Origin of the sequence: Rhizobacter sp. Root1221 (genome assembly GCF_001425785.1) — a bacterium.
In the GTDB taxonomy this organism is placed as follows: domain Bacteria; phylum Pseudomonadota; class Gammaproteobacteria; order Burkholderiales; family Burkholderiaceae_C; genus Rhizobacter.
In genome coordinates, this window is sequence record NZ_LMDI01000035.1 from 26,012 (window position 1) to 49,407 (window position 23,396).

At 67.4% G+C, this 23,396-nt stretch carries 24 protein-coding genes and 1 pseudogene; 2 read left to right on the forward strand and 23 right to left on the reverse strand.

The features are described 5' to 3' along the window. Positions 1-221 precede the first annotated feature (221 nt). From ASC87_RS22460 to ASC87_RS22475, 4 genes are all read right to left on the reverse strand, one after another. Positions 222-1,856 carry a DUF6600 domain-containing protein gene (locus tag ASC87_RS22460; RefSeq protein ID WP_056667761.1) on the reverse strand — a complete coding sequence of 545 codons (1,635 nt, stop codon included), beginning with the start codon at positions 1,854-1,856 and terminating at the stop codon, positions 222-224. 74 nt (positions 1,857-1,930) lie between these two features. After that, positions 1,931-2,467, reverse strand: coding sequence for a glycine zipper 2TM domain-containing protein (locus tag ASC87_RS33860; RefSeq protein WP_162255194.1), 537 nt, complete (start codon positions 2,465-2,467; stop codon positions 1,931-1,933). A gap of 174 nt (positions 2,468-2,641) precedes the next feature. Beyond that, positions 2,642-3,604, reverse strand: a complete 963-nt coding sequence (locus ASC87_RS22470) for a tripartite tricarboxylate transporter substrate binding protein (protein ID WP_056667767.1) — start codon at positions 3,602-3,604, stop codon at positions 2,642-2,644. Positions 3,605-3,641: 37 nt separating this feature from the next. After that, positions 3,642-4,580 carry an amidohydrolase family protein gene (locus tag ASC87_RS22475; RefSeq protein WP_056667826.1) on the reverse strand — a complete coding sequence of 313 codons (939 nt, stop codon included), beginning with the start codon at positions 4,578-4,580 and terminating at the stop codon, positions 3,642-3,644. A gap of 104 nt (positions 4,581-4,684) precedes the next feature. Between ASC87_RS22475 and ASC87_RS22480 the strand changes: the two genes are divergently transcribed. After that, positions 4,685-5,569 (forward strand): LysR family transcriptional regulator, encoded by an 885-nt coding sequence (locus tag ASC87_RS22480; RefSeq protein ID WP_056667770.1) that lies wholly within the window; start codon positions 4,685-4,687, stop codon positions 5,567-5,569. 23 nt (positions 5,570-5,592) lie between these two features. On the opposite strand, the gene ASC87_RS22485 is transcribed toward ASC87_RS22480, so the two are convergent. The 19 genes from ASC87_RS22485 to ASC87_RS22575 all read right to left on the reverse strand — a co-directional run bounded on the left by ASC87_RS22485 (position 5,593) and on the right by ASC87_RS22575 (position 23,054). Further along, on the reverse strand, positions 5,593-6,666 hold the full coding sequence (locus ASC87_RS22485; protein WP_056667772.1) for a porin: 1,074 nt from the start codon (positions 6,664-6,666) through the stop codon (positions 5,593-5,595). A 251-nt stretch (positions 6,667-6,917) separates the two neighbouring features. Continuing rightward, the gene (locus ASC87_RS22490) at positions 6,918-7,529 is read right to left on the reverse strand and encodes an OmpW family protein (protein WP_056667774.1); all 612 of its coding nucleotides are present in this window, start codon (positions 7,527-7,529) and stop codon (positions 6,918-6,920) included. Positions 7,530-7,762: 233 nt separating this feature from the next. Further along, the gene (locus ASC87_RS22495; protein WP_235582244.1) at positions 7,763-8,260 is read right to left on the reverse strand and encodes an SgcJ/EcaC family oxidoreductase; all 498 of its coding nucleotides are present in this window, start codon (positions 8,258-8,260) and stop codon (positions 7,763-7,765) included. Between the two features lie 1,034 nt (positions 8,261-9,294). Beyond that, complete coding sequence (locus ASC87_RS22500) at positions 9,295-10,389, reverse strand: LytR C-terminal domain-containing protein (protein ID WP_157604225.1); 1,095 nt, start codon at positions 10,387-10,389, stop codon at positions 9,295-9,297. A 32-nt stretch (positions 10,390-10,421) separates the two neighbouring features. Continuing rightward, positions 10,422-11,369: a type II secretion system F family protein gene (locus ASC87_RS22505; RefSeq protein ID WP_056667783.1), complete on the reverse strand. Its 948-nt coding sequence runs from the start codon at positions 11,367-11,369 to the stop codon at positions 10,422-10,424. A gap of 10 nt (positions 11,370-11,379) precedes the next feature. After that, on the reverse strand, positions 11,380-12,354 hold the full coding sequence (locus ASC87_RS22510) for a type II secretion system F family protein (RefSeq protein ID WP_056667786.1): 975 nt from the start codon (positions 12,352-12,354) through the stop codon (positions 11,380-11,382). A 3-nt stretch (positions 12,355-12,357) separates the two neighbouring features. Continuing rightward, positions 12,358-13,719 (reverse strand): CpaF family protein, encoded by a 1,362-nt coding sequence (locus ASC87_RS22515; RefSeq protein ID WP_056667789.1) that lies wholly within the window; start codon positions 13,717-13,719, stop codon positions 12,358-12,360. Between the two features lie 20 nt (positions 13,720-13,739). Then, the gene (locus ASC87_RS22520) at positions 13,740-14,903 is read right to left on the reverse strand and encodes an AAA family ATPase (RefSeq protein ID WP_056667792.1); all 1,164 of its coding nucleotides are present in this window, start codon (positions 14,901-14,903) and stop codon (positions 13,740-13,742) included. A gap of 28 nt (positions 14,904-14,931) precedes the next feature. After that, positions 14,932-15,381, reverse strand: a complete 450-nt coding sequence (locus ASC87_RS22525) for a TadE/TadG family type IV pilus assembly protein (protein ID WP_056667796.1) — start codon at positions 15,379-15,381, stop codon at positions 14,932-14,934. After that, a complete protein-coding gene (locus ASC87_RS33340) occupies positions 15,378-15,851 on the reverse strand; it encodes a TadE/TadG family type IV pilus assembly protein (RefSeq protein ID WP_056667799.1) in 474 nt (157 codons plus the stop codon). The genes ASC87_RS22525 and ASC87_RS33340 overlap by 4 nt, the downstream gene beginning before the upstream one ends. Before the next feature lie 9 nt (positions 15,852-15,860). Continuing rightward, positions 15,861-17,117, reverse strand: coding sequence for a TadE/TadG family type IV pilus assembly protein (locus tag ASC87_RS22535; RefSeq protein WP_056667802.1), 1,257 nt, complete (start codon positions 17,115-17,117; stop codon positions 15,861-15,863). 53 nt (positions 17,118-17,170) lie between these two features. Next, positions 17,171-17,446 (reverse strand): hypothetical protein, encoded by a 276-nt coding sequence (locus tag ASC87_RS22540; protein ID WP_056667805.1) that lies wholly within the window; start codon positions 17,444-17,446, stop codon positions 17,171-17,173. A 13-nt stretch (positions 17,447-17,459) separates the two neighbouring features. Continuing rightward, complete coding sequence (locus tag ASC87_RS22545) at positions 17,460-19,118, reverse strand: type II and III secretion system protein family protein (RefSeq protein WP_082568851.1); 1,659 nt, start codon at positions 19,116-19,118, stop codon at positions 17,460-17,462. Positions 19,119-19,143: 25 nt separating this feature from the next. Continuing rightward, the gene (gene cpaB, locus ASC87_RS22550; RefSeq protein ID WP_056667811.1) at positions 19,144-20,010 is read right to left on the reverse strand and encodes a Flp pilus assembly protein CpaB; all 867 of its coding nucleotides are present in this window, start codon (positions 20,008-20,010) and stop codon (positions 19,144-19,146) included. After that, entirely contained in the window at positions 20,007-21,416 is a 1,410-nt protein-coding gene (locus tag ASC87_RS22555; protein WP_235582245.1) for an ATP-binding protein, read from the reverse strand. The genes cpaB and ASC87_RS22555 overlap by 4 nt, the downstream gene beginning before the upstream one ends. Beyond that, positions 21,413-21,997, reverse strand: coding sequence for a prepilin peptidase (locus tag ASC87_RS22560; protein WP_056667814.1), 585 nt, complete (start codon positions 21,995-21,997; stop codon positions 21,413-21,415). The genes ASC87_RS22555 and ASC87_RS22560 overlap by 4 nt, the downstream gene beginning before the upstream one ends. A gap of 56 nt (positions 21,998-22,053) precedes the next feature. Continuing rightward, entirely contained in the window at positions 22,054-22,239 is a 186-nt protein-coding gene (locus tag ASC87_RS22565) for a Flp family type IVb pilin (RefSeq protein WP_157604227.1), read from the reverse strand. A gap of 73 nt (positions 22,240-22,312) precedes the next feature. Continuing rightward, entirely contained in the window at positions 22,313-22,513 is a 201-nt protein-coding gene (locus tag ASC87_RS22570; protein ID WP_056667818.1) for a Flp family type IVb pilin, read from the reverse strand. Positions 22,514-22,562: 49 nt separating this feature from the next. After that, positions 22,563-23,054 (reverse strand): response regulator transcription factor, encoded by a 492-nt coding sequence (locus ASC87_RS22575; protein ID WP_082568852.1) that lies wholly within the window; start codon positions 23,052-23,054, stop codon positions 22,563-22,565. A 246-nt stretch (positions 23,055-23,300) separates the two neighbouring features. On the opposite strand from ASC87_RS22575, the pseudogene ASC87_RS33865 reads away from it, so the two are divergent. Beyond that, a pseudogene (locus ASC87_RS33865) lies at positions 23,301-23,396 on the forward strand (IS481 family transposase); the annotation flags it as partial.

The following is a 23,396-nucleotide window of genomic DNA, read 5'->3' on the forward strand; positions in this document are numbered from 1 at the left end:
GGAGACTGGAACTGCTTGAACGGAGAGTGTGTGTCCACGCGGCCACTCCGCTGACACCCGGGCGAACTACTGCAACGCCGAGCGAAGTACGGACGTTCAAACTGGATATTTAACGCACAGCAAGTCGGTCATTCCAGTGCTTCAAGCCGGGATCGAAGCGTTATGCCAATGAATGAATGAAAGAAGCCGCGGCTTCTTCGCGCGTGCAACGTACCGGCGCGTCAGCGCTCGTGGTGCCGTGCGCGCTCTTCGCGCTCACGCTGCAGCTCAAGCTCGTGCTGGCGCATCTGCTGCTGGTGTTGCAGATCGCGCTGCTGTGCTTGGCGTTGCTGCATTTCGCCTTGCTGCATTTCTCGCTGTTGCAGTGCACGTTGTTGCATCTCGTGCTGGTCGACCGTGCGCGGCATGTCGTGGCGTTCCGGATGGTCTTCGCGCCGCGCCGCCTCGAGGGCCGGCGGCCGTGCCTGCGGTCGCGGCTGCAGCTCGCGTGGGACCGGTTGCGCCTGCATCTCGGACGGGCGCTGCGGCGGCTGCGGGCGCCCAGCGGCCGGCGCATGTTGCTCGGCTCGCGGAGGCTCGAGGCGCGGCGGTGCGGCCACTGGCGCCGCGGCCGTCACCTGGTGCCAGCGCGGGTCGCTGGGCGGCAGCAGGTTTCGCGCCACCGGTTGCCGGCTCGACAGCGCGGCGCCGTTGGTCACCACGGTGGTGGCGCGCACGTCGTTCTGGAAGGTGTAGTGCGTGGGCGCAACGATGTTGGTCACGTTCGTGATGTTGGTGACGTGCGTGACGTTGACGTTGCGCATGTACACCGGCGAGGCGTGGTATGGCGGCACGTACACCTCGTGCGGCGCCAGCGGGAACCAGCCCACCGGCGCGCTGCCCACCGAGACCGACACGGACACTGACGACCCCGGCGGCGCCGAGCCCACCCAGCCCACCAGCGCCGGCGCATACACCGGCCGCGCGACATAGGTGCCCGGCACCCAGCACCACCGCCCGCTCCACATGGCCCAGCGACCGTAGTGGAAGGGCGCGAAGCCCCACGGCGCGTCGTCGATCCACGTCCAGCCCCAGGGCTCGACCCAGCGCCAGCGGCCGTAGCGGTAGGGCGCCCAGTCGGTGTTCACCGTGGGCACCCATACGGTGCCGTACTCGGCACTCTGCTGCCAGCGGCCGTGGCTGTCGAGGTCTTCGATGCCGGTCATCTCGGGCGACACGTTGCGCGTGGCGGTGCGGCCGTCGAAAGCGGCGTCGCGCTGCGCAACGAAGTGGCGAAAGTCGTCGTCCACCGGCACGTCGAGGCGAAAGCCGATGCCGGAGGGCGATGGCGTGATCTCGCCACGCTGGCCGGGGCGCACCGTGAAGCGGCTGCTGCCGCCGTCGCCTTCGAACACCACCGCGCCGCGCCAGGCCGTCACATCGATAGTGCGGCCGCTGGATGCATCGAGGCGGAACTCGCCGGGCTCGGCAGGCGACCAGGTGCCACCGTCGCCCACCACGCGCGTGGCGCGGGCCACCTCGGGCGTGGCCGAACGCAGCGCAAGGCTGCCGTGCAGCAGCCGCAGGCGCAGTTGGTCGTCGTCGAGCTGCTCGACCTGTACCTCGGTGTCCACGTCCAGGTGCACCGCGCTGGAGCCGATCCACACCTCGGCGCGGCCGGCCGGGCCGGTGGCCAGCACGTTGCCGCTGCTCACCGGCCAGTTGAGCTGCGCCGCGGTCGAGACGGCAGCCGGGGTTTCGCGCAGTGTCACGTCGCCGGCCAGCCACGCGAGCCGGCCCACGCGCGCCGGTGGGTCGGCCAGCGCCAGGGCGCAGGCGGTGCAGGCCAGCGCCGCCAGCGCGAACGTGCGCAACATGCGGTGCAGCCGGGTCGAGGAACCCGGCGGTTGCTGAGGGGAGCGGGGAGGCATGATCGGCGGTACCCCGGTGTTCAGGCGCGGTCGAGCACGCCGTGCTGCAGGCGCACGCGATCGCCGGTGTGCAGCCCGTTGAGCGCGCGGTAGTCAAAGTGGCGGCGGCTGCCGTCGTCGAACTCCACGAACACGCGGTACACCGTGCCGCTGTTGGCGGCGGCCTCGTTGCGCTCGATGTGGTCACCCGCCACCGCGCCGCCGAACACGCCGAGCGCCGTGGCGGCCGCGCGGCCGGCGCCGTGGCCGATCTGGTTGCCCACCACGCCGCCCAGCAGCCCGCCCAGCACGGCACCGCCGCCGCTGTCGGCCTGGTGGGTTTCGATCACGTCGATGCGCTCGACGCTGCCGTAGCGCCTGGCCGCCACCGGCGCGGGCGCCGGGTAGCCCGGCGCTTCGTAGACGTGGGTGGTGCGGGTGACGGGCACGGCGCAGCCACTCAGCACGAGGCCGGCCATGCAGGCACCGAACGCCGCGGCCAGCGGCGTGGCACGCGACGGGGCCTTGGCCGTGACAGGTGCGGCTTGTTCGGGGGGCTGTTTATTGATGATGTTCACCATGGTCTGCTGCGTGAGAAGCATGTGCCGGGGCACGGTGAAACCATGGTGGACGCGCCGCTTCGAGGGCGCATGACAGCGCCGCCGCTGGCGCATGTCATTTGAAACAGAGCCAGGGGATGCAGGCCGGTGTCAGCGCCGGGGCCCGGCCTCGCTGTCGTGTCACGGTCGTGGTCATTGAAGCGAAAGCTTCGCCGTGACGATCACCTGCTTCCACCGCTGGATCTCCGAGCTCAGCAGCTGGGCGGCCTCGGCCGGCGTGCTGGCCTGCGCGCGCACGCCCAGCGTCTGCAGCCGCTGCTGCAGCTCCGGCTTGCCGACCGCCTCGCGGATCGCGGCATTCAGCTTCTCGATCACGGGCGCTGGCGTGCCGGCGGGCGCCGCCAGGGCGTTCCACGAGGCCACGTTGTACTTTGGCACGCCGGACTCCTGCACCGTGGGCACGTTCGGCAATCCGGGGAAGCGCCGATCGGAGGTCACGGCGAGTGGCCGCAGGGCCTTGGGCCCGGGAGCCATGTGCGACATCATCGGACTCAACACCTCGAACCCCACGTCGACCTGACCCGCCATCAGCGCCGTCTGCAATGCCGGCGTGCCGTTGTAGGGAACGATCAGGGCGTCGATGCCCGCGGTGGTCTTGAACATCTCGGCGGCCAGGTTCTGGGTGCTGCCGACGGCGATGGTGCCGATCGTCAACTTGCCTGGCTGGGCCTTCGCGTGCGCGACCATGTCTTGCACGGTCTTCATCGGGGACTTGTCGGCAACGAACAGCGCGAGGTCGAAGTAGCCCAGCGTGCCGATGGGGGTGAAGGCCTTCACCGGCTCGTACGGCAGCTTCCTGAAGAGGCCTGCACTGACCGCGTTGGCGTTGCTCATCAGCAGCAGCGTGTAGCCGTCGGGCGCAGCGTTGGCCACTGCGCTCGAACCCACGATGGCGCCGGCGCTCGGCCGGTTCTCGATGATGACCGGCTGCTTCAACGAAACGGACATCGCCTGGCCCACGGTGCGCGCCGTGATGTCAGCGACACCGCCGGCGCCAAAGGGCACGATGATCGTGATGGGTTTTGCCGGAAAGGCCGGTTGCGCTTGCGCGCTCAGCCAGGCGGGCAGCAAAGCGAGGAGCAGAAGGTACTTCATGCGGAGTCATCCAAAGTGTTGATCGATCGAAGGTGCATCACTCGGTCGCCAGGGGCTTGCCGTGGGACGCCTCTGGCCAATACAGCCGCATCGGGTTGTCCACGAGCAGCTTGCGCCGGCGTTCCGGTGTGGTCGCGATGTGCGGGATGAAGTCGGCCAGCAGCCCGTCGTCAGGCATGTGGTCCTTGAGGTTGGGGTGGGGCCAGTCGGTGCCCCATAGCACACGATCGGGGAATGTCTCGACCACGCGGCGCGCGAAGGGCACGACGTCACGGTAGGCGTCGCGCTCGCCATGGAGCGCCCGCGGGCCTGTCACGGACAACCGCTCGGGGCAGCTCACCTTGGTCCACACGTTCGCGTGCTCGCGCATGAACGCCATGAACAGCGCGAACTCGGGACCGTCGACCGGCTTGGCAACGTCCGGACGTCCCATGTGGTCGACCACCACGTCGGTGGGAAGCGCGGTGAAGAAGTCCCACAACTCGGGCAGGTCCTGCGCCTCGAAGTAGATGACGACGTGCCAGCCGAGCCTGGCGATGCGGCCGGCAATCTCCACCAGCTCGTCCTTCGGTGTGAAGTCGACGAGCCGCTTGACGAAGTTGAAGCGCACGCCGCGCACGCCGGCCTCGTGCATCGCTTGCAACTCGGCGTCCGTGACACTGCGTCGAACCGTTGCAACGCCGCGGGCCATGCCGTTCGCGTGCACGAGCGCGTCCAAGAGGGCGCGGTTGTCGCTGCCGTGGCAGGTGGCCTGCACCACGACGTTGCGTGCAAAGCCGAGGTGATCGCGCAACGCGAAGAGCTGCGCTTTGCCGGCATCGCACGGCGTGTACTTTCGCTCGGGCGCATAGGGGAACTGCGCGCCGGGGCCAAACACGTGGCAGTGCGCGTCCACGGCGCCTGGGGGCAGCTTGAAGTTCGGTCTGCTCGGGTGGGCGTTCCAGTCGAGCCAACCGGCGGTCTTGGTGAATTTCATCGCGATGTCCATGCCAGATTCTGTTCCCGCAGATTCTTTCGAGCCAGACCTGAGAGGGCCCTAGCTGCTATGCGATGTCGGCATGGCTCATGCGAAGATGTGTCATGAATCTCAACCAGCTCGAGACCTTTGTCCACGTCGCGGAACACGGCAGCTTCAGCAAGGCCGCACTCGTGTTGAATGTCGCGCAACCGGCATTGAGCCGCCAGGTTCGCGCGCTCGAGATCGAACTGCGCGAGCCGCTGTTCCTTCGTCATGGCCGTGGGGTGCAACTCACGGATACCGGGTCGCGCCTGCTTGAGCACTGCCACGGCATTCTTCACCTCGTGTCCCAGGCGAAGGACGACCTGGCCGCGCAGCGGAACGAACCGGTGGGCCACATCGCGATCGCGATGCCGCCCACCCTGGCTCGCCATCTCACGCTGCCGCTGATCCGTGCGTTCCGCAAGGAGCTTCCCAAGGCCAGGCTGTCCGTGATCGAGGGCTTCTCGACGCACATCACCGAGTGGCTCGTCTCGGGGCGGGCCGACCTGGGACTGGTCTACAGCCCGGAGCCGCTGCCGTCGCTCGAGATCGTGCCGTTGCGTGACGAACGGCTGTGCCTCGTGAGCCCGGCCGGCGACGCGCCGTCGGGCCCGGTGAAGTTGCGCCAGCTGTCGAAGTACCCGCTCGTCATGCCGGAGCGCGGCCACAGTTTTCGCAAGCTGATGGAGTCGGCCGCTGCGATGGCCGGGGTGGAGTTGCACGTGGCGTGGGAAGTGTCCAGCGTGCCCGCCATCCTCGACGTGGTGAGCGCCGGCATCGGGCATGCGGCGCTGGCAGAGGACGCGATCCGCCCGTTCCAGCACTTGAAGCGCCTGGCGGTGACGCCCCTCGTGCAACCGGAGATCAAGATCACCTTGTGCCTCGTCACGCCGGCACAGCGGCGAGCCACGCCGCTCAGGCGTTGTGCCGAGCGCCTGTTGGAGAAGCTCGTGCGCGGCAACTGACGAGGCGATCATGGTGGTGCTCATCAGAACCGGTGCCGAAGCCCCAGGCTCAGCGCCGTCTGCGTGCCCAGCGTGCCCATGAATGCCGGCTTGGCATAGCCGCCGCTGACGCGGTTGTGATCGATGAGCGCGTAGATGTCCGTGCGGCGCGAGAACCGGTAGTTCGCGGTGACCCAGCCGACCTTGCGGGACCCCTCCAGCGCCGCGCTGCCCGACTGTCTGTCGTCGAAGTACTCGGCGCTCACGGTGGCCGTGGGCGTCAGTTCGATGTTGGTGCCGATGGCGACGACCTTGTTCTCCTGCGGGCTGACCTCCGAGCTTCGCTGCATGTAGCCGAGGAACAGTGCGAGTGCCGGATTGAACCTGTAGTTGCCGCCCGCGCCCACGATCTTTCGCGTCTCGGTGCCGGCTCGATTGTTCATCTGCTGCACGTACCCGCCGAGCGACAGGTCGCCTTTCGTGTAAACGGTGCCCAGCGACCACGAGGCATTCGCGCTGGACGACGCGGCCTGCTCGCCCAAGGTGCGTGTGGCCAGCAGCTCGACATCGCCGAGCTTGGTGTCCAGGCGCACCACGTTGTCCTGGCGGGCGATGTGGTGGCTGCCGAACACCGACAGCGCCGTGTTGTTGGGGTTGCCCTGGGGCTGGAAACGGGCGGCGATCTGGTGCGCCGTGGTGTACTGGCGTCCGAGGGTGACGCCTCCCCGGTTGTTGCGCACGCCGACGTGGATCTCGCGGCCCCAGAAGCGCGGGGAGGCCGCTTCCTGGCCGTAGTCGGCCACGGGCGTCGCCTGCAGCGAGGTGCCGGTGCTCGGGTCGAACCCGGACTCGAGCGTGAAGGCGGCGCGCAGGCCGTCGCCGAGGTCTTCCACGCCGCGGAATCCGAGGCGGCTGCCGGTGATGAGGCCGTCCTCCATCGTGGTGTCGGCGCCTCCGGTGGCAGAGACGTTGGTGGCGCGGCGAACGACGGCGTCGACCAGGCCATAGACGGTGACGCTCGACGTGCCGGCTGGTGCGGTGGCTTGCGCGTGGGCAGGCACGGTGGCAAAGGGGGCGGCCGCGGCGACAAGCCCGGCCATCGTGTTCAGGCGCTTCATCTGACTCTCCTCGGTGGCGGCATCGTTTTGTCTCCGGAACAGTCCCTCGGGGATCTGTGGACGGATTCTTGCCAGGAAGAGCCATGCGTCATAGAAGCCGATGCCTCTACCTGCTATAGCAATCCGGCATGGTCTTGCCAGGAGAGGGAGGCGCAGCGCTGCTCAGCGCACCGCGAGGTCGGCGTGCGGGCGGAACGGCGCGACGAACGGCTGCGCCTCGTGAGCCCGGCGAGCGATGCGCCCTCGTGAAGTCAGAAGCGGTAGCCGACGCCGATGCCGATCAGCAAGGGATCCACGCGGAACTCACCGACCTTCGTTCCGGCAGACGACACGTCGGTGCGGATCTGGACCTTCTTGACGTCGACGTTGAAGACCGTGTTCTTTGCGATCGTCCAATCGAAGCCGACTTGCATCGCGAGGCCGACGCTGCTCCTGTCGACCGACGGTTGCAGTGCGGCTACCACCGCGGGGTCGAACTCCACGCTCGAGAATTGGGTGTAGTTGAGGCCCGCGCCAACATAGGGCTTGAACGCACCGAGAGTCGTCACGTGGTACTGCGCGGTCAACGTGGGTGGCAGGTGCTTGAGGGTGCCGATCGTGGTGCCGTTCGACCGCAGGGTGTGCTTCTGCGGGTACGTCAGCACCAATTCGACGGCGACGGATGGCGTGACGAAGTAGGAGACATCGACTTCCGGGATGGTCTTGTCGTTGATCGTCAGCCCCAGGCCGGTGCTGTCCTTGTTGGCACTTTCGAGTTGCACGGCACGGGCGCGCACAAGCCACTGCGTGTCGTCAGCATGGGCGGCAAACGGGGCGGCGAGGGCGACCAGAAGACTGGCGCGGAGGAAGTTGTTGATGGTCATGTTGATATGAGAAAGGAACATCCAACGAGAGTGCGATACGCATGCGTGCATCTTCTGGATGTGGCTCGGATTGGTTCGCAGCACGCGCCCGAGTCGGAGCGAATGCGGCCCACAGCGGGAGGCGCGGGAAGCGTCAAGTCGAAGTGCTGGCGCGAAACCTGGTTGCAGGCTTCGCGAGCTACCGGCTGGCTTGGGCACGATGTGCCGTCGCCAGCCGATCCGTGCTTGGCGGGTTATTTGCCTTTGCCGCCTTCAGGCATGGCCGACGAATGGTGGTGCGCAATCAACCATTGGCCGTGCTCGAGCTCGTACACGTAGGTGTAGCGGGCCTTCACGGTCTTGCCATCCTTGAACTTGAACGTGTACGTGCCGATGTCTTGTGCCACGTTGCAGCCGATCTTGATGGTGCGGCTGTCGATCTTGCCTTGGGGCGAGTTCTTCAGGAACTTGACGAAATAGTCGCGAACCTCCGCAGGGTTCGTGCGCGGCTTGTCGGATACCGTGGCCAGCAGCACGCCATCAGGCGCGTAGTTGGCAACGACCTTGTCCGGGTCCAGCGTGCCCAACGAGTCATTCCAGCGATCGAACAGCGCTGCAACTTGCTGCTCATTGATCGGCTTGCAAGTTTCCGCCGTGGGTGCCGCAGCAGGTGCTTGGGCGAAGGCAGGGGCCGAAAGGCCCGCCGCGATCACGGTGACCATCGGAAGAATTGCGGATTGGAACAGGTTCATGAAAATCCTCTACTCGGGTTGGACGGCACCATTCTTTGGGTGCTGCACCGCCTCGCGATGCATGGTGGCTACTGTGCACCCGGCACATGAACGCCAGCGCATTGGATGATGATCAATACCTGATGCTTTGATGAACGATTCATGAACGGATCGGCCGTGGTTCTCCCGGGACTCACTGGACGCGTGGGCCCGAGCGTGTGATGCAGAGCAGGTGTTGCCTGCATCGAGAGAAGCGCTGACGCAACGGCGCCACGAGTCATCCCTCTTTTGTCATCCCGGCGCAGGCCCATTGCTGTCCGGGGAAAATCAACCTCAACGGCGGCGTTGCCAGGAGGCATCGGAGGTGCAGCCTATTCACCGACGGGTCGACTCACTCACAGCGTGGTCATCCCGGCGAATGCCGGGATCTCCAGCGGTGGACGGGAACGCTGCTGTTGAGCGAGAAGGTGGAGATCCCGGCCTTCGCCGGGACGACAGGGTTGTGTGGGGAAACGCATTGGCGTTTGCGCAGAGTGGGTCTCCCAGGATCAGGCGCTCTGCCTGGTTCGGCCACCTTGCGCATGTCGCGCGCGGCCCTGTTGCTGATTGAGTTGGCGCTCTGGAATTCATCCCAAATCACCAACCCCCGCAACAACTTACTGCTCAGCGCTCAAACTTTCTCCGGACAGCCGTGGGCTTGCGCCGGGACGACAGGGCTGTGTGGGGAAACGCATTGGCATTTGCGCAGAGGCCAGTCTCGACACCCTGTAGTTGCCGCCCACGCGTCGATCACTGCCGTACAGGTGTCGACCGCCGGCGCGCGGCGGCGCGCGTCCTCCGGAATTTCACAGTCCGGACCCACGGGTTTGTGTTCCACGAGCCGGCACCGTTGATTCGCTCGTGCAGCCAGCCCTGACAGCGTGACCGTCTCCGCCGGGCCCCTCGTTGATCTCGGGCGAACCCGGCTTCGACACGCCGAGTGCGTCTGTTCCGAAGCGAGGTTCGGCGCCTGGTGCGGGGCCACCCGTGGGCTTGCCGGGCGGTGCCCCCCGTGCTCATCGAGAGGCCCACGCCGTCAACGCGGGCGCACGCGCCCAGTCATGTCCCAGCACCACGCGCACATCCGGTCCCGGGCCCGTGCCGTGGACGGCTTCGAGCGGTGCGGTGGTCCGCAGCGCATCGGCCACCCGCTGCGCGGCCCCGAGCTGGCCGGTGCGGTACTGGATCACCGTCATCCGCTGCACATAGGGCCGCTGGTTCGTCAGGCGTTCGACGGCCAGCCCCTCGGCGAGCAGCTGCGGCTTCAGCCGCGCCGCCGCGCCGCGCATGCCGTTGCCATTGCTCAGCTCCAGGCGGATGCGGGCGAGGAGGGGCGGTGCGATCATCGGTAGCGTGGCGGGCACCGGCACCTCCGCCGCCGGCGGCTCGGGCTCTTGCACCGCAGCCACTTGCACCGCAGCCACTTGCGGCTCCGCCGCCGCCGTCGCGCCGGTGCCGGGTGCCTGTGCCGATGGTGCGAGGGCCTCGCGGAGGTTGGCCTGTGCGATGGGGTTCCCGGGCTCGAGTTGCAGGGCGGTGGCCAGTTCGCCGGCGGCTTCCTGCGGTCGTCCGGCGAGCAGGAGCACGCGGCCGAGGTTGCTCCGGACGTGGGCGCTGTCGGGCGCGATGGCCAGGGCCTCGCGCAAGGCGGCTTCGGCGTCCGCCAGGCGCTGGCAACGTGCCAGCAGGACGCCGAGCGCGTTGTGCGCTTCGGCGTTGCGGGGGTTGGCGGCGATGGCCTTGCGGTACGCTTGGATCGCCTTGTCCCAGGCCTGTGAACCGTCGTGGTAGCGGCCGAGCGCGTAGTAGGCCATGCTCGGCTGCGCGCCGTGCCTCACGTCCATCACGGGTTCCACCTTCCATGCCAGGGCCTGGTCATCACGCCCGGGCGTGGCGCAGCCGGCCAGGGCGAACGAGGCGGCCACGGTCACCGCGCCCAGCTGCAGGCCACTCATCGTGGTGCGCTTCGGCGCCGGGAGGGCGTGGCGAGTTCCTCGCGCGTCTGGCCGCTGGCGCGCGACGGGCGCTGCCGCGCGATCTGGCAGCGTGCGGGCGGGGGGCTGGTGCGGCGCTGCTGGTGCCGGCGCACCAGCCTTGAAGACGAAACGCATGGCGATGCTCCTTCGGTAGTTCGTGGGGCGCTTCACGTGCCCGTTCCCGCCATGGTGGGCAGCAACACACGGTAGATCTGGATCATGGCCGGGCCCATCAGCACGAGCATGAGCGACGGAAAGATGAAGAAGATCAACGGAAACAGGAGCTTCAACGCGATCTTGGCCGCCGCCTCTTCGGCCTTCTGGCGGCGGCGCGTGCGCAGCATGTCGGCGTGCACGCGCAGCGACTGGGCAATGCTCGTGCCGAAGCGTTCGGCCTGGATGATCATCGACACGAAGCCATCGACCTCTTCCACACCGGTCCGGATGGCCAGGTTGCGCAGGGCCCGCTCCCTGGGCGCCCCGGCTCGCAGTTCGAGGTTGACCAGCCGCATCTCGTCGCTCAGCACCGCGCTCTTGTGCACCATGTCTTCGGCCACCCGGTTGAGCGCCGCTTCGGTGCCCAGGCCCGCCTCCATGCACACGGTCATCAGGTCCAGCGCGTCGGGGAAGTTCTCGAAGATCTCGCGCTGGCGCACGAAGACCAGGCGGGACAGCACGAAGTTGGGCAGGTAGTAGCCGAGTGCCGCTGCCACCAGCAGCCAGAAGAGCAGCGCATTGCCCTTCGCCGCGGAATTCGCGAACAAGGTCAGTGAGGTGAACGCCAGCAGCGGCAGGCCGACGGCCAGCACGGTCTTTGCACCGAAGTAGGCTGCCGGTGCCGCGGCGTTGCGAATGCCCGCGGTAACGAAGCGCCGCCGCAGTGCCGAACCTTCGAAGCCCTCCTCGGGCGTCGACAGCTTGGCCCACGGCTTGGTCGCGCGGGCCACGCGGTCGACAAAGCGATCGGCCGTCGATTGGGGGATCAACGGCGCGCCGAGCACGCGCTTCATCCGGTCGGCGGTGGCGTTGCCGCCGGCCAGCTGGATGAGCCCGTAGGCCAATGCGGCGGTGCCGACAAAAACGAACACCAGCACGGCGATCTGCATCATTGTCATGGTCGTCTCCTCACACCCGGATCTGGATGATCTTGCGCATCCACCAAACGCCGAGCGCCATCAGCACAAGGGCCCCGCCCACCATCCTCAGGCCGATCGGGTCGGTCCACAGCACGTCCATGAACCTCGGGTTGACGATGTTGATGAGCCCGCCGACGCAAAAGGGCAGCAACCCGAGGATCCAGGCCGACATCTTTCCCTCCGCGGACAGGGTGCGCACCTCGCCCATCAGCTTGAGCCGCGCACGCACGATGCCCGCGATGTTGTCGAGCAGTTCGGCCAGGTTGCCGCCCGACTCGCGCTGGATCATCACGGCGATCACGAAGTAGCGCAGGTCGTCGATGGGCACACGGTCCGCGAGGCGCATCAAGGCCTCGTTCTGCGGCATGCCGAAGTTCGTTTCGTCGTACAGCACGCGGAACTCCCGGGCGATCGGCTCCGGCATCTCGTCGCCCACCATCTTCACGCCGGTCGGGAACGCATGTCCTGCGCGCAGCGCGCGCCCCACCAGGTCGAGCGCCTCGGGAATCTGCCGCTCGAACAGGCGCATGCGCCGGGTGCGCTTGCGCCCCAGCCAGAACCAGGGCAACGAGGCCAGCACGCCACCGAACAGCAGCGAAAACGTCCAGGGCTTGGACAGCACGATCGGCACCGCGATGCCGGCGATGCCGAGCACCGCGCTGTAGAGCAGCATTTCGCCAGCGCCGCGGCCGGTGCCCGACGTCTCCAGGTAGCGCAACAGGTCGGCCCCCTTGGGCAGGCCGGCCACCACGCTGTCGTCGAGCCAGTTCCAGCGCCGCACGACGGCGCGGCGCTGGATCGACAGTGCCGCCTCCGCGCCGGCGTCGTCGAGCGTGCGCAGGCGTGCGGCGACGCGCTTGGCCTCCGCGCTGTGCTTGGAAGCCCAGACCTGGTAGCCCCCCTCCATGGCGAGCACCACCGCCACGAACAGGAGAACGATGAAGAGGACGTAGGTGGAGTCCATGGTTCACTCCATCCGGCGCGAGGGGTCGAACAGCGATTCCGGCAGCGTGATGCCGCGCGAGGTCAACCGCTCCATGAAGCGCGGCCGCACGCCCGTGGCCTGGAAGTAGCCCTTGACGGTGCCGTCGGTATCCACGCCGGTCTGCCGGTAGGTGAACACCTCCTGCAGCGTGATCACGTCGCCTTCCATGCCGGTCAGCTCGGAGATGCTCATCACCTTGCGGCGGCCGTCGGTCATGCGGTTGACCTGCACGATCACACCGATGGCCGAGGCGATCTGCGCCCTCGCCACCTTGGGCGGCAGGTTCATGCCGCTCATCGCGAGCATGTTCTCGAGGCGCGCGAGCGCGTCGCGCGCGGTGTTGGCGTGCACGGTCGTCATCGATCCTTCGTGGCCGGTGTTCATCGCCTGCAGCATGTCCACGGCTTCCGGGCCGCGCGTCTCGCCGAGGATGATGCGGTCGGGCCGCATGCGCAGCGCATTGCGCACCAGGGCGCGCTGCGTGATCTCGCCGGTGCCCTCGATGTTCGGTGGCCGGGTCTCGAGTCGCACCACGTGGGGCTGGCGCAGCTGGAGTTCGGCGGCATCCTCGATCGTCACGATGCGCTCGCCGGCGTCGATGAAGCCGGACATGATGTTGAGCAGCGTCGTCTTGCCGCTGCCGGTGCCGCCCGAGATGAGCAGGTTGATCTCGGCCGCCGCCAGTGCCTGCAGCACCTGGGCCATCTCGGAGGTGATGGTCTTGTACTCGACCAGGTTGTCGATGGTCAGCGGCACCACCGCGAAGCGGCGGATCGACATCACCGGGCCGTCGAGCGCCAGCGGCGGCACGATGACGTTGACGCGCGAGCCGTCCGGCAACCGCGCATCGGCCATCGGGCTCGATTCATCGACACGGCGGCCGACCCGCGAGACGATCTTGTCGATGATCTTCATCAGGTGATCGTCGTCGGCAAACGTCACTTCGGTGAGGCTCAGGCGGCCGCGCCGCTCGACGTAGACCTGGTTGGCGCCGTTCACCAGGATGTCGGAGATGGTGGGGTCGGCGAGCAGCGACTCCAGCGGCCCCAGCCCGAGCATCTCGTGCTGGATGTCGCGCACCAGGCTGCGCCGTTCCGCCGTGTTGACGACGACGTTTTCCTCGCCCAGCAGCCGCTCCACCATCACGCTCAGCTCGTCGCGCAGCCGTTCCGGCGACAGGCCTTCCATCGCTTCGAGATCGAGCCGGCCCAGCAACAGCTGGTGCACGCGCGATTTCAGCTGCTGGTAGGCGTGCGACGCCTGCGCCGGCGTGTCGACGGCGCGCAACTCCATGCGGGGAGTCTCCGGCGCGGGTTGCGCGGCGAGTTGTTCTCTCAGTCTCATGGTGTTCTGCCTTGTGAGTGTCAAACGTTGCCGAACAGGCCCGACAGCCAGCGGTCCTTCTTGGCCGCCTCGATCGGTGCCACCGACTGCGCGAGGTCCGACAGTGCGCGCGCCACCGGGCTGTTGCGCGACAGCTTGTCGATCGGAACCCCCTGGTTCACCGAAGCGCTGACGCTGCTGAAGTGGTTGGGGATGGTCTTCACGCCCTTCGTGCCCAGCGTCAGCTCGAGCGACTCGAGCGTGATGTCGCCGCCCTTCTCGAAGCGGTTGACGAGCCAGTGGATCCGCTGCGCCGGATAGTCGAGCGAGCGGAACAGGTCGCGCAGCCGCCGCGCATCGCGCACCTGCGGCAGGCTGAGCTGCACGATCGGGAAGATGCACGTCGCCAGGTCCAGTGCCTGCAGGCTCAGCGCGTCGATCGAGCGCCCGACGTCGAGCACGACGAAGTCGAACATCGTGCGCGCCTGCTTGATGATCGCCTCCACGTGCGCGGCCTTCACCTCGAGCGCTTGCGAGAGTTCCGCGGGTGCGGGCAGCACGCTGAGCGTGTCGCTGACCTGCACCATCGCCGAACGCAGCAGATCGGCATCGAGTCGGCTGATGTTGCGTGCCACCTCGGCCACGTCGCTCACGGCCCGCTGGTCGCTGAGCATCATCAGCGTGTCGCCGAACTGCAGGTCGAGGTCGAGCAGCGCCACCGTGTGTCCGTCGCGTGCCGACAGGATGTGGGCCAGGTTGGCGGCCAGGAAGCTCGCGCCGCTGCCCCCCTTGCAGGCCATGAAGGCGAACACCTCACCCTGGCGTGCCGGCGCTCCGGCGGGTTGGCGCTTGCGCGTGACGCGCTGCACCGCAGCCTGCAGGGCGGGCCCGTCCGACGGCGTCGGAAGCACCTCGCGCACGCCGGCCTGCATCGCCTTCAACAGGAATGCAGGGGATTGCTCCGACGAGATGATGATGGTCTCCACCTCGGGATGGAGTTGCGTGTAGTGGTTGATCGCCTCCAGCCCGAACGAATCGACGGCGTCGAGCACGAGCAGCCCGGGCCGGCTGCCGTTGATGGTGGCCTGCAGGCCGCCCGGCAGGGGCGTTGCCGCGTGCACGTCCAGCCCGGTCGCGCTGCCGCGCACGATCTGCGCTACCTGCTCGGCGCGTTCGGCATTGGGTGAAACGACTTTGATCTTCATGGCGTGGATGCTCGCTGGAGGGGTGTATTCAGTTGCACACGGGATTGCCGGCGCTTTGCATGAACTCTTTGGGCAGCGTCGTCTGGAACGGCGGGATCGGAATCGACAGCGGCACGAAGGGGATGATCGGCACGTGGGTGTAGCCGGCCAGGGTGACGCTCACCGATTGGCATGTCGCGGCGTTGCAGGTGTTGGGCGGGTTGCCGGGATTGAGGTAGTTGATCGTCACGTTCCCGGGCTGCAGGGCCGGGAGCATCTGCCGCATGCGCGTCTTGATGATCGGGTCGTTGATGTCGCAGACGATCGCCAACCGGGCGCCGAGCCGGGTGGCTTCGCCGGCGGCATTCCACGTCCACAGCAGGCGGGACATTTCGATGGCGCCCAGCAGCAACGTGAAGAACAGTGCCGACACCAGCGCGAACTCCACGGCGGCGACGCCTGCCTGGCGCCGCGGGAGACTTCCTCGGAGTGCTTTCACAGGTTCTCCCTCATCGTCACGCTGATGTCGTTGAAGTTCAGGGTGGCCGGTGCCACGAAGGTCACGATCGAGGCGTGGACGTAGCCGCTGATGCTCACGGTCACCAGGTTCACCGCGCCGCTGCCGGTCGGCACGGCTGCATGTGTGCCCGGGCATGACGCGGCATCGCAGATGTCGACCATGCCTGTGGCCAGGCCCGGCGCCAGGGGGGCGCCCGTTCCCTGCGCGTTGCCGTAGACCACCATGTTGCGAGCGTCTGCATGGGGGTCGGGCGAACCGGGCGTGGGGGCCGTCAGGTACCGTGCCGCGTCGCGGGATGCCTTGTCGATGGCGTTGTAGGTGTAGATGGCTCGGCCGTACTCGGTGACCCCGAAGGTCACGGTCAGCAGCGGAATCATCGTCAACGCCAGTTCCACGGCAGCAACACCGCGGAACGACTTGCGCTGGATCTTGGCAGTGCTGTGTTTCATGGTCGGCTCCTACTGCACCAGGGCCGGCACGAGCGGTCCCGTGCTCGCGCTGCTGCCCACACCCCCGACGCTCGCGCACGGGCTGCCCGAGTCCTTCGTGAACCCTTCGAACTCGAGGTAGATCGTCTGGGTGTTCTCGTTGGTCATGGGGTGAAGCATCAGAATGCAGGCCCAGTCGAGCACGGGGACGGTCTGTGCGCTGGCAAACGCCGCGCAGTTCACGACCGGCGCGGTCACGAAGCGGCGGTCCGCGCCCCGCGTCGCCAGTGCCGTGGGTTGCAGCACGGTCGAGCCGGCAGGCTTCACATCGAGGCCCGTGATCGTGTTGCCGTTCGCCACGTTGGTGCCGTAGGGCGCATTGACCGGGCGCTTCACGTTGAGCAGGTCGTTCGCCGCGTTGGACTGGGACGGCCAGTTGAACGGGGTGTAGCTGTAGCCCGAGCGATCAGGGACGGGCGAGTTCGGATTGTTCGCCGGGATCGACGGCTCGTAGATGCCGAATCGCGTGTTCCATGCCTTTCGCAGGCTCTGGATGGCGCCGGTGGCGCCCACCGACGTGCCGGGGGCAACGGTGCAGGCCCCGCTGCCGAGCAATGCCGCGGACAACTCGCTGGCGCCACCTGACGGCGGTGAGAAGTCGATCCAGTTGAAGCTGCCGCTGAGGCTGTCGGCGTTGTTGAGGCCGCCGTTGTACCACTGGCCGCGCACCAACCCGAAGGTGGGTGCGGCACCTTGGGAACACATGCCGATCGGAATGGCGGTGCACGAATTCTGCGAGGGCGCGAGCGTGGCCGTGGCCTGGGCCCGAACGGTCTGGTTGCCGAAACCCAGGACCTGCATGAACCACGGCGTGATGCCTGTTTCCGCGATCGTGCAACGCACGTACTTCGAAGCTGCCGGCGGAATGGAGGCTGCGCTGAGCCATGCGCCCGAATTGAGCGCCGTCCCGAACTGCACGGTGACGTCGGCGGCGGCAATGGTGCCGGCCTGGAAGCCGACGCGATTGCGTGTCGCGACCAGCTTGCCGCTGTCTTCGGCGATCGGGAACCGGCCCGCTGGAATGTTCGGCGCGCCGGTCAGCTCGAACGAGGCGGCCAGGGCACACGCGTCGGATGCGTTCTGGAGTTCCGTCTTGTTGACGTACAGCCGCCCCCCGTCGAGCGCCAAACCGGCAAACCCGATCAGCACGGCCAGCGACAGCGCGACGATGATGGCCACGGCGCCACGCTGCGTGCGCCGGCCGGGCAGATGCTGAAGTTGCTTCATGACGGGGTCTCCTGTTCGACGCTCGGCTCTCGTTCTCGGTTCTCGGCTTCGGCCTAGCGGCCGCCGCTGGTGGGAATGGCCAGCACCGCCGGCTTGGCTTCCTTGACCGCGTAGCCATGGGACTCGGCGTACTTGGTCATCGCGCCGGCCGCGGCCTTGCCATCGGTCGCCGCGACCCCCGTGTTGCGGCTCGGCGCGGCCGGGTCGATGACCTGCAACGCACGCGCTTGCCGCGCGGCATCCCCGAAGTCGCGTTCCCAATCGGGGGCCGTGCTGCAGCCGGCCAGCGTTGTCGCCAGTGCGGCGGCGATGGAGAGAATGGTTTTCATCTGGGGCTCCTCGTTACTTGACCTGGAATCCATCGGTGGCGGCAACACCTTCCGCGGCGGCGGCGGGCGCGGGTGCGGCCGACCTGGTCGCGGGCGCTTCGCGGCGCGAGCCTTCGAGCCGGCCGAAAACCTGCACGTCTGCGCGGGAGGGCGCCGTGTAGTTGTCGGTCGGCAGGGCGTAGGCGGCCGGCAACGGCTTGGCCAGGCGCGGGGTGATCACGAAGACCAGCTCCGACTTGTCGCTCTGGAACTCGGTGCTGCGGAACAAGGCGCCCACGATGGGCAGCTCGCCGAGGATCGGGAACGCCTTGATGTTGGCCGTGGTGTTGTTCTTGATCAGGCCGCCGATCGCAAAGCTCTGGCCGTCCATCAGTTGCACCGTGGTCTTCGCGCTGCGTGACGTGAAGGAGGGCAGCACGGCCCGCCCGCCGACACCAGGCGCGGAGATGCCGATGCCATCGCGATTGAGTTCGGAGACCTCCGTGGCCACCTCGAGGTTGATGCGCCCGCCGTCGAGCACGGTCGGCACGAAAGCCACCGAGACGCCGAACTGCTTCTCCTCGAGCGTGACGGTGCGCCCGCCGCCCGTGTTTTCCTGCGACACCGGGATGAAGATCTTGCCGCCGGCCAGGAAGCTGCCCTTCTGCCCGCTGATGGCCATCACCGTGGGCTCGGCCAGGATCTTCACCATGCCGTCGTCCTTCTGCCCGTCCAGCGCGAGCGAGAATCCGCTTCCGGCTTTCAGGGCCTGCACCACGCCGTTGCTGCCGGTCAGGAAGTCGGCAAGCAGCCTGTAGGTCCAGTCGCCGTTGGTCTTCGACCCGCTCAACTGCGCGCCCAGCTTGTCGATCAGCGCCTTCGAGACCTCGGCCACCTTGACTTCGAGCATCACTTGCTGCGGCGCGCCGGTGGAGAGCATGTTGACGATGCGGGGGTTGGCGCCCGCCACGCTTGCGCCGGTGCCGCCGCCCGAGCCGCGCACGTACGCGTTGGCCAGGTCCATCAAGCGGATCACGGCCCCGGCATCGGTCACCGAGCCGGTCAGCACGATGGAATCGAAGGCCGAGGCCACGCGGACGTTCTTCTCTTCCGGCAGCAGCTGGCCGATCACGGTCTGCAGGGCGCCGGTGTCCATGTTCACCACCACGTCGAAGGCGGTGCATTGGCCCGCCTTGTCGAGCAGCACCACATTGGTGGAGCCGATGCTCTTGCCAAGCAGGTAGACCTCGGTGGGGCTGAGCAGCAGCACATCCAGTTCAGCCACGCCGGGGCGCATCTTGTCTTCGGACATGCCGCCGGTGCCGGCGTCGCGATCGTCCTTGCCTTGGCCCTTGCTTTCAGTCGGCCGCGCGGCGCGGGAGCCCTCGGGGTTGCCCAGCAGGATGCGGGTGATGGGGCTGGCAGGCCGGATGACCGTGGACTTGCCCACGCCAACCTGCACCACCGGACCGACTTCCACCCGGGCGCAGGGCGACGTGGCATGGCCCGGTGCGAGATCGCGCGCCGGTGCCGCGACGCGGGCCAGCGTGGGTGCGGCGGCGGACAGCTTGATCGCACCGGCCTGCGCCCACCCTGTTGCGGGTGCCAGCGAGACGCTCGCGGTCAGCGCCAGCACGATGCGCCGGAGCACATGGTGAGAGCCGGTGGATGAGGGGTGGAATGGGGTAGACATGGGATCTCCTTCGGTGTCGTGTTGTTCAGAAGCACTCGGTGGACTTCACCGTGCCGCGAATCACTACGACGCAATTGAGGCTCTGGGGCGGTGTGGGGGCCGCGGCTGCCACGACGACCCGCCGCGCCGGCGCTGCAGCGCGCTTGGCGGGCACCGCGACTGGTGCGGACGCGGCCGGTGCCGGGTGCTGCTCCCTGAGCATCGAGGTCTTGGTGGCACCTTCGGTGGCGCCGGGATTCGGGTCGACCTGGTTGCGCAGCACCAGCGACAGCGTGCCGACACTGCGTGCGAGGTCGAGGTTCTCGGCCTGCTCGGGCGTGACTTCGAGCGTGACGGCGTTGACCACCTTCGGCTTGGTCTCGTCGCGGCTGGCTTCCTGGGCAATGGCGAGCACGAGGATGCGTTCGAGCACGATCTTGCTGATCGACTTGTCCTGCTCGCCGCGCTTGCTGCCCTCGTTCTGCGTGTTGACCATGATGTCTACGTAGTTGCCGGGCAACGCGAAGCCGGCCACGCCGATCACGTCGTTCACGCGCACCGTCATCGCGCGCCGGCCCTCCGCCACCACGGCCGAGAGGCCGCCCTTGGTGCCGGCGGGTGCCAGCTTGCCTTCGAGGATGGGTTCGCCGCGCGTCAGCGAGGTCTTGACGACCCGGCCGTCGAGTGCGGCGAGATCGACGAATGCCCCGGGTGGCTCGTTGCCGGCGGGCCAGGTGACCATGCGCAGCATCTCCGGCACCAGCTTCGCGCCCATCTCCACGTCCACCGCGGCTACGGCGATCTTCCCGCCGACCTGGGCCTGGGCATTCATCCAGCGGGAGGCGAACAGAACGGCCGCGCCACCGGCCAGCAAGGCCACGAGCAGCATGAACAAACCTCGGGTGCTCTTCATGATGTCTTCTCCAGATTGGCCGCCGCAAGGCTTGCCGGTTGGGTTGCAAAGTAGTTGTGCCAGGCCCAATGCAGCATGTCGGAGGTGAGCTCCGGCTTGCGGCCGTGGTAGTTGGCGTAGTCGACGATCTGGCCAACCAGGTCGCGCGGGTAGCAGGCGAGCAGCGGGCGTGCGTGCTGCGCATGAAGGCCTTGCACCAGGTCGTCGAAGACCTCGTCGGCGCAGGGCACGTCCTGTTCCTCGCAGACGTCGTGCAGGATGCGGCGGTAGTCCTCCGTGGAGACCTCGCCGACGTAGATCTTGTAGCCGATGCGCCGCAGGAAGGCCTCGTCGGCCACGTCGGACGGCTGCAGGTTGGTCGAGAAGAACAGCATCGTGTCGAAGGGGATGCGGAACTTGCTCCCGTTGCGCAGCATCAGGTAGTCGTGCCGGTGTTCCATCGGCAGGATCCAGCGGTTGAGCAACTGGCGCGGCGTGACGAGCTGGCGGCCCAGGTCATCGACGAGGAAGATGCCGTTGTTGGCCTTGAAGTGCGGCGGCGCCTGGTAGTAGCCGGCACGCGCGTCGTACACCAGGTCGAGCATCTCGAGCGTCAACTCGCCGCCGGTCATCACCACCGGGCGTTCGCACAGCACCCAGCGGTCATCGCTCCGGTTGCGGCTGTCGATCGTCGACCGCGGGCCGTCGATGGCAGCCGGCGCGCAGCGGTGCACCAGCGGATCGAACACGCGGATGATTTCGCCGTCCACCTCGATCGCGTGCGGCACCGCGACATGGCCGGTGAGCAGGCGAGCCATCTGTTCGCAGAGGAAGGTCTTGCCCGCGCCCGGAGGGCCGTACAGCAGGATGGCGCGTTGCGAGTTCATGGCCGCGCCAAGCTGGTCGCGCACCTCGGGGCGCACCACCACCGAGGCCAGCGCACGCTCCAGATCGTGCCGGGTGACCCCCATCTCGCCGACGGCCTGCGCCTGCACGCGCGCCACGTAGGCCGCGATCGGCACCGGCGCGGGGCCGCTGTAGAGGTTGCGCGCCAGGGCGTCGGCCGCCCGCGTGCGGCCGGCCTGGGTCAACTGGTACATCACGTCGCCGTCGAGCGCGCCACGGCGGCGGATGTCCACGAGGGTTTCCTTGCGCAGGTGCGTGAACAGGCTTTCGATCAGCGCGGCGCTCAGCTTCAGGTGGGCCGAGAGCTCCTGCAGGTGGCTCAGCCCGTGCTGGTGCATCACCTTCAGCGCCAGCTCGGAGATCAGCAGCAGGTGCAAGCCGGTTTCCTCGACCGTGCGCGGCGCGGCGGGCAGGATGCCGGCCTCGCCCTGCGGGCCGGGTGGATGCGGCGTGTGCTCGAAGGCACCGGCCGCGGCAGGCGCCTCGCTCGGCGTCGGCAGGGTTATCACGCGCAAAGTCATGGTGTCGGCACTCCTGGATGAATCAACACGAGGGCGAGTTCGATGGCGGTGCCGCAGCCGATGGCCACGGCATAGGGCAGGCGGCCCGTGGTCTGCGCGGGGGCGGCCACGCCCAACCCCCCGCCTGTCTGGGCCTGCATGAAGAACACGATCACCATCGTGTGCAGGTTCGCCAGCACCTGGCGGATGACGCCGGTAGACAGCGCCGCGAACAGGGCGAGCAGGCCGCCGGCCAGCAGCGTCCACAGCGTGGCCCATGCCACGTGCTCCGGGCCCAGCCACACGCCGACCATGGCGAGCAGCTTGACGTCACCCGCACCCATCGTGCGGAGCGCGTACAAGGGAAGGAACAAGGCCAGCCCGGTGAGTCCGCCCAGCAGTGCGGCGCCAATGCCCGACGCGCCGAGCACGTTCATGGAAAGACCGCCGCCCAGTCGGGCCACGATCTGGAATGAAAGTCCCAGCGCGATCCCGGCCACCACGAGGGTGTTGGGGATGCGCCGGGTTCGGACGTCGCACACCACTGCGGTGAGCACTAGCGTGGTCAAGGCCAGCAGGGCCAGAGGAGCTTGGTAGTCCATGCGTGCCTCGGATGCTTTGCTTGATTCGCAGTGGTGCTGCAGCGTGCGAGCCGGAGTTACGCGAGCGCTGCAGTGAGCGCGGCCCCAATGCGAATGAAGACTTGATCGAGCTGTGTGCCGACCACCTGCACGGAGCCGATGATCACAATTGCGATCAGTGCGGCGATGAGGCCGTACTCAATCGCTGTGACGCCGTCGTCTTCACGACCGAAGTTCTTGATGAATTGAACGAGTTTCATGATGCTTCCTCTTCGTTGAAAAACAATGCCGTTGCCGGCTCCTCAAATCGGCCCGTCGCCAGGCCGAAATCCTTCGTCACCCTTGCAGCGCCTGAGAGACAGCGCCACTCCAGTACTCATACAGTCCCAGCAGCGACGTGCCTGTCGTTTGGAACGCGACGATGCAGGCCACGGCGATCAGTGCGGCGAGCAAGCCGTACTCGATGGCCGTTACGCCGTCCTCGTCACGCACCATCCGGGTTGCAAACCGGGCGACGCCTGTGTCGATGTTCAACATGTGTGACCTCGCTGCTGCTTGAGTCGGGTTGTGTTCCATGGATCTCACTTTAGGCAGACCTGCCGTGGTCCACATCGTCGGTTTTGCCTTGCGCCGTCGGGTGTTTGCTCCCATCACATCGGGACACTGCGCCTCCCTCGTTCAAGGGGGCCACGCCATCCAGCGCTTGATGCGCGGCAAAGATGCAGGCCACCAGCTGGACGGCCGGTGCCGTCTTGTGCAGGCAGGCATGGGCACCGAGGCGCAGGGCATGCGCGGCAACGTGGGGATCCGAGAGACTCGTCAACACCACGATCTCGCACGGCGCGAGCTGTTGCAGCGGGACGATCAGCGCGAGGCCATCGTCGCCGGCCAGGTTCACGTCGAGCACGACCACGTGGGGTTGATGGATGCGTGCAAGCGTCAGTGCCTCGAGGGGCGTGGCGGCCGCTCCGGTGCAGAACATCCGCGGCCACTCGGCGTTGACGAGGCTGGCGAGGCCATTGCGAATGCCGATGTGGTCATCGACGATGAGCACCCTGACCGGGCCTTCTGTAGGCATGGCAACCACCCGTGGCGTGAGGCCCACCCCGATGGCGAGCCGATGTAGAGAGACTAGGGCGGGTGAAGGTCTGTCACCAGGGCAGGTGCGCGTGACAGCACCAGGATCTTTGTCCTGGTGGGGGAGTGGGCCCCCCAGTCGGCTAGCTGTGAAGGTTCAATAGGTTGTTGCGGGTGTTCACCCGGAGAGGTTTTGAGAGACTGGCATTCGCCAAAACCCCAGTCCRACTCATAGCCCGGATCCCGGATGAACACCCATAAGAATGCCCGATTGACGTACCTTCGCCGCCTGGAGATGGTTCAAGACATGACTTTGCGTGGCTTGTGCCCGACAGATGCCGCA

Excerpts from the sequence above, each read along its gene's own strand:
- ASC87_RS22460 (WP_056667761.1), bottom strand. The coding sequence starts at position 1,856 with ATGTTGCGCACGTTCGCGCTGGCGGCGCTGGCCTGCACCGCCTGCGCC.
- ASC87_RS22470 (WP_056667767.1), bottom strand. The coding sequence starts at position 3,604 with ATGAAGTACCTTCTGCTCCTCGCTTTGCTGCCCGCCTGGCTGAGCGCG.
- ASC87_RS22475 (WP_056667826.1), bottom strand. The coding sequence starts at position 4,580 with ATGAAATTCACCAAGACCGCCGGTTGGCTCGACTGGAACGCCCACCCG.
- ASC87_RS22480 (WP_056667770.1), top strand. The coding sequence starts at position 4,685 with ATGAATCTCAACCAGCTCGAGACCTTTGTCCACGTCGCGGAACACGGC.
- ASC87_RS22485 (WP_056667772.1), bottom strand. The coding sequence starts at position 6,666 with ATGAAGCGCCTGAACACGATGGCCGGGCTTGTCGCCGCGGCCGCCCCC.
- ASC87_RS22490 (WP_056667774.1), bottom strand. The coding sequence starts at position 7,529 with ATGACCATCAACAACTTCCTCCGCGCCAGTCTTCTGGTCGCCCTCGCC.
- ASC87_RS22495 (WP_235582244.1), bottom strand. The coding sequence starts at position 8,260 with ATGAACCTGTTCCAATCCGCAATTCTTCCGATGGTCACCGTGATCGCG.
- ASC87_RS22500 (WP_157604225.1), bottom strand. The coding sequence starts at position 10,389 with ATGCGTTTCGTCTTCAAGGCTGGTGCGCCGGCACCAGCAGCGCCGCAC.
- ASC87_RS22505 (WP_056667783.1), bottom strand. The coding sequence starts at position 11,369 with ATGACAATGATGCAGATCGCCGTGCTGGTGTTCGTTTTTGTCGGCACC.
- ASC87_RS22510 (WP_056667786.1), bottom strand. The coding sequence starts at position 12,354 with ATGGACTCCACCTACGTCCTCTTCATCGTTCTCCTGTTCGTGGCGGTG.
- ASC87_RS22515 (WP_056667789.1), bottom strand. The coding sequence starts at position 13,719 with ATGAGACTGAGAGAACAACTCGCCGCGCAACCCGCGCCGGAGACTCCC.
- ASC87_RS22520 (WP_056667792.1), bottom strand. The coding sequence starts at position 14,903 with ATGAAGATCAAAGTCGTTTCACCCAATGCCGAACGCGCCGAGCAGGTA.
- ASC87_RS33340 (WP_056667799.1), bottom strand. The coding sequence starts at position 15,851 with ATGAAACACAGCACTGCCAAGATCCAGCGCAAGTCGTTCCGCGGTGTT.
- ASC87_RS22535 (WP_056667802.1), bottom strand. The coding sequence starts at position 17,117 with ATGAAGCAACTTCAGCATCTGCCCGGCCGGCGCACGCAGCGTGGCGCC.
- ASC87_RS22540 (WP_056667805.1), bottom strand. The coding sequence starts at position 17,446 with ATGAAAACCATTCTCTCCATCGCCGCCGCACTGGCGACAACGCTGGCC.
- ASC87_RS22545 (WP_082568851.1), bottom strand. The coding sequence starts at position 19,118 with ATGTCTACCCCATTCCACCCCTCATCCACCGGCTCTCACCATGTGCTC.
- cpaB (WP_056667811.1), bottom strand. The coding sequence starts at position 20,010 with ATGAAGAGCACCCGAGGTTTGTTCATGCTGCTCGTGGCCTTGCTGGCC.
- ASC87_RS22555 (WP_235582245.1), bottom strand. The coding sequence starts at position 21,416 with ATGACTTTGCGCGTGATAACCCTGCCGACGCCGAGCGAGGCGCCTGCC.
- ASC87_RS22560 (WP_056667814.1), bottom strand. The coding sequence starts at position 21,997 with ATGGACTACCAAGCTCCTCTGGCCCTGCTGGCCTTGACCACGCTAGTG.
- ASC87_RS22570 (WP_056667818.1), bottom strand. The coding sequence starts at position 22,513 with ATGTTGAACATCGACACAGGCGTCGCCCGGTTTGCAACCCGGATGGTG.
- ASC87_RS22575 (WP_082568852.1), bottom strand. The coding sequence starts at position 23,054 with ATGCCTACAGAAGGCCCGGTCAGGGTGCTCATCGTCGATGACCACATC.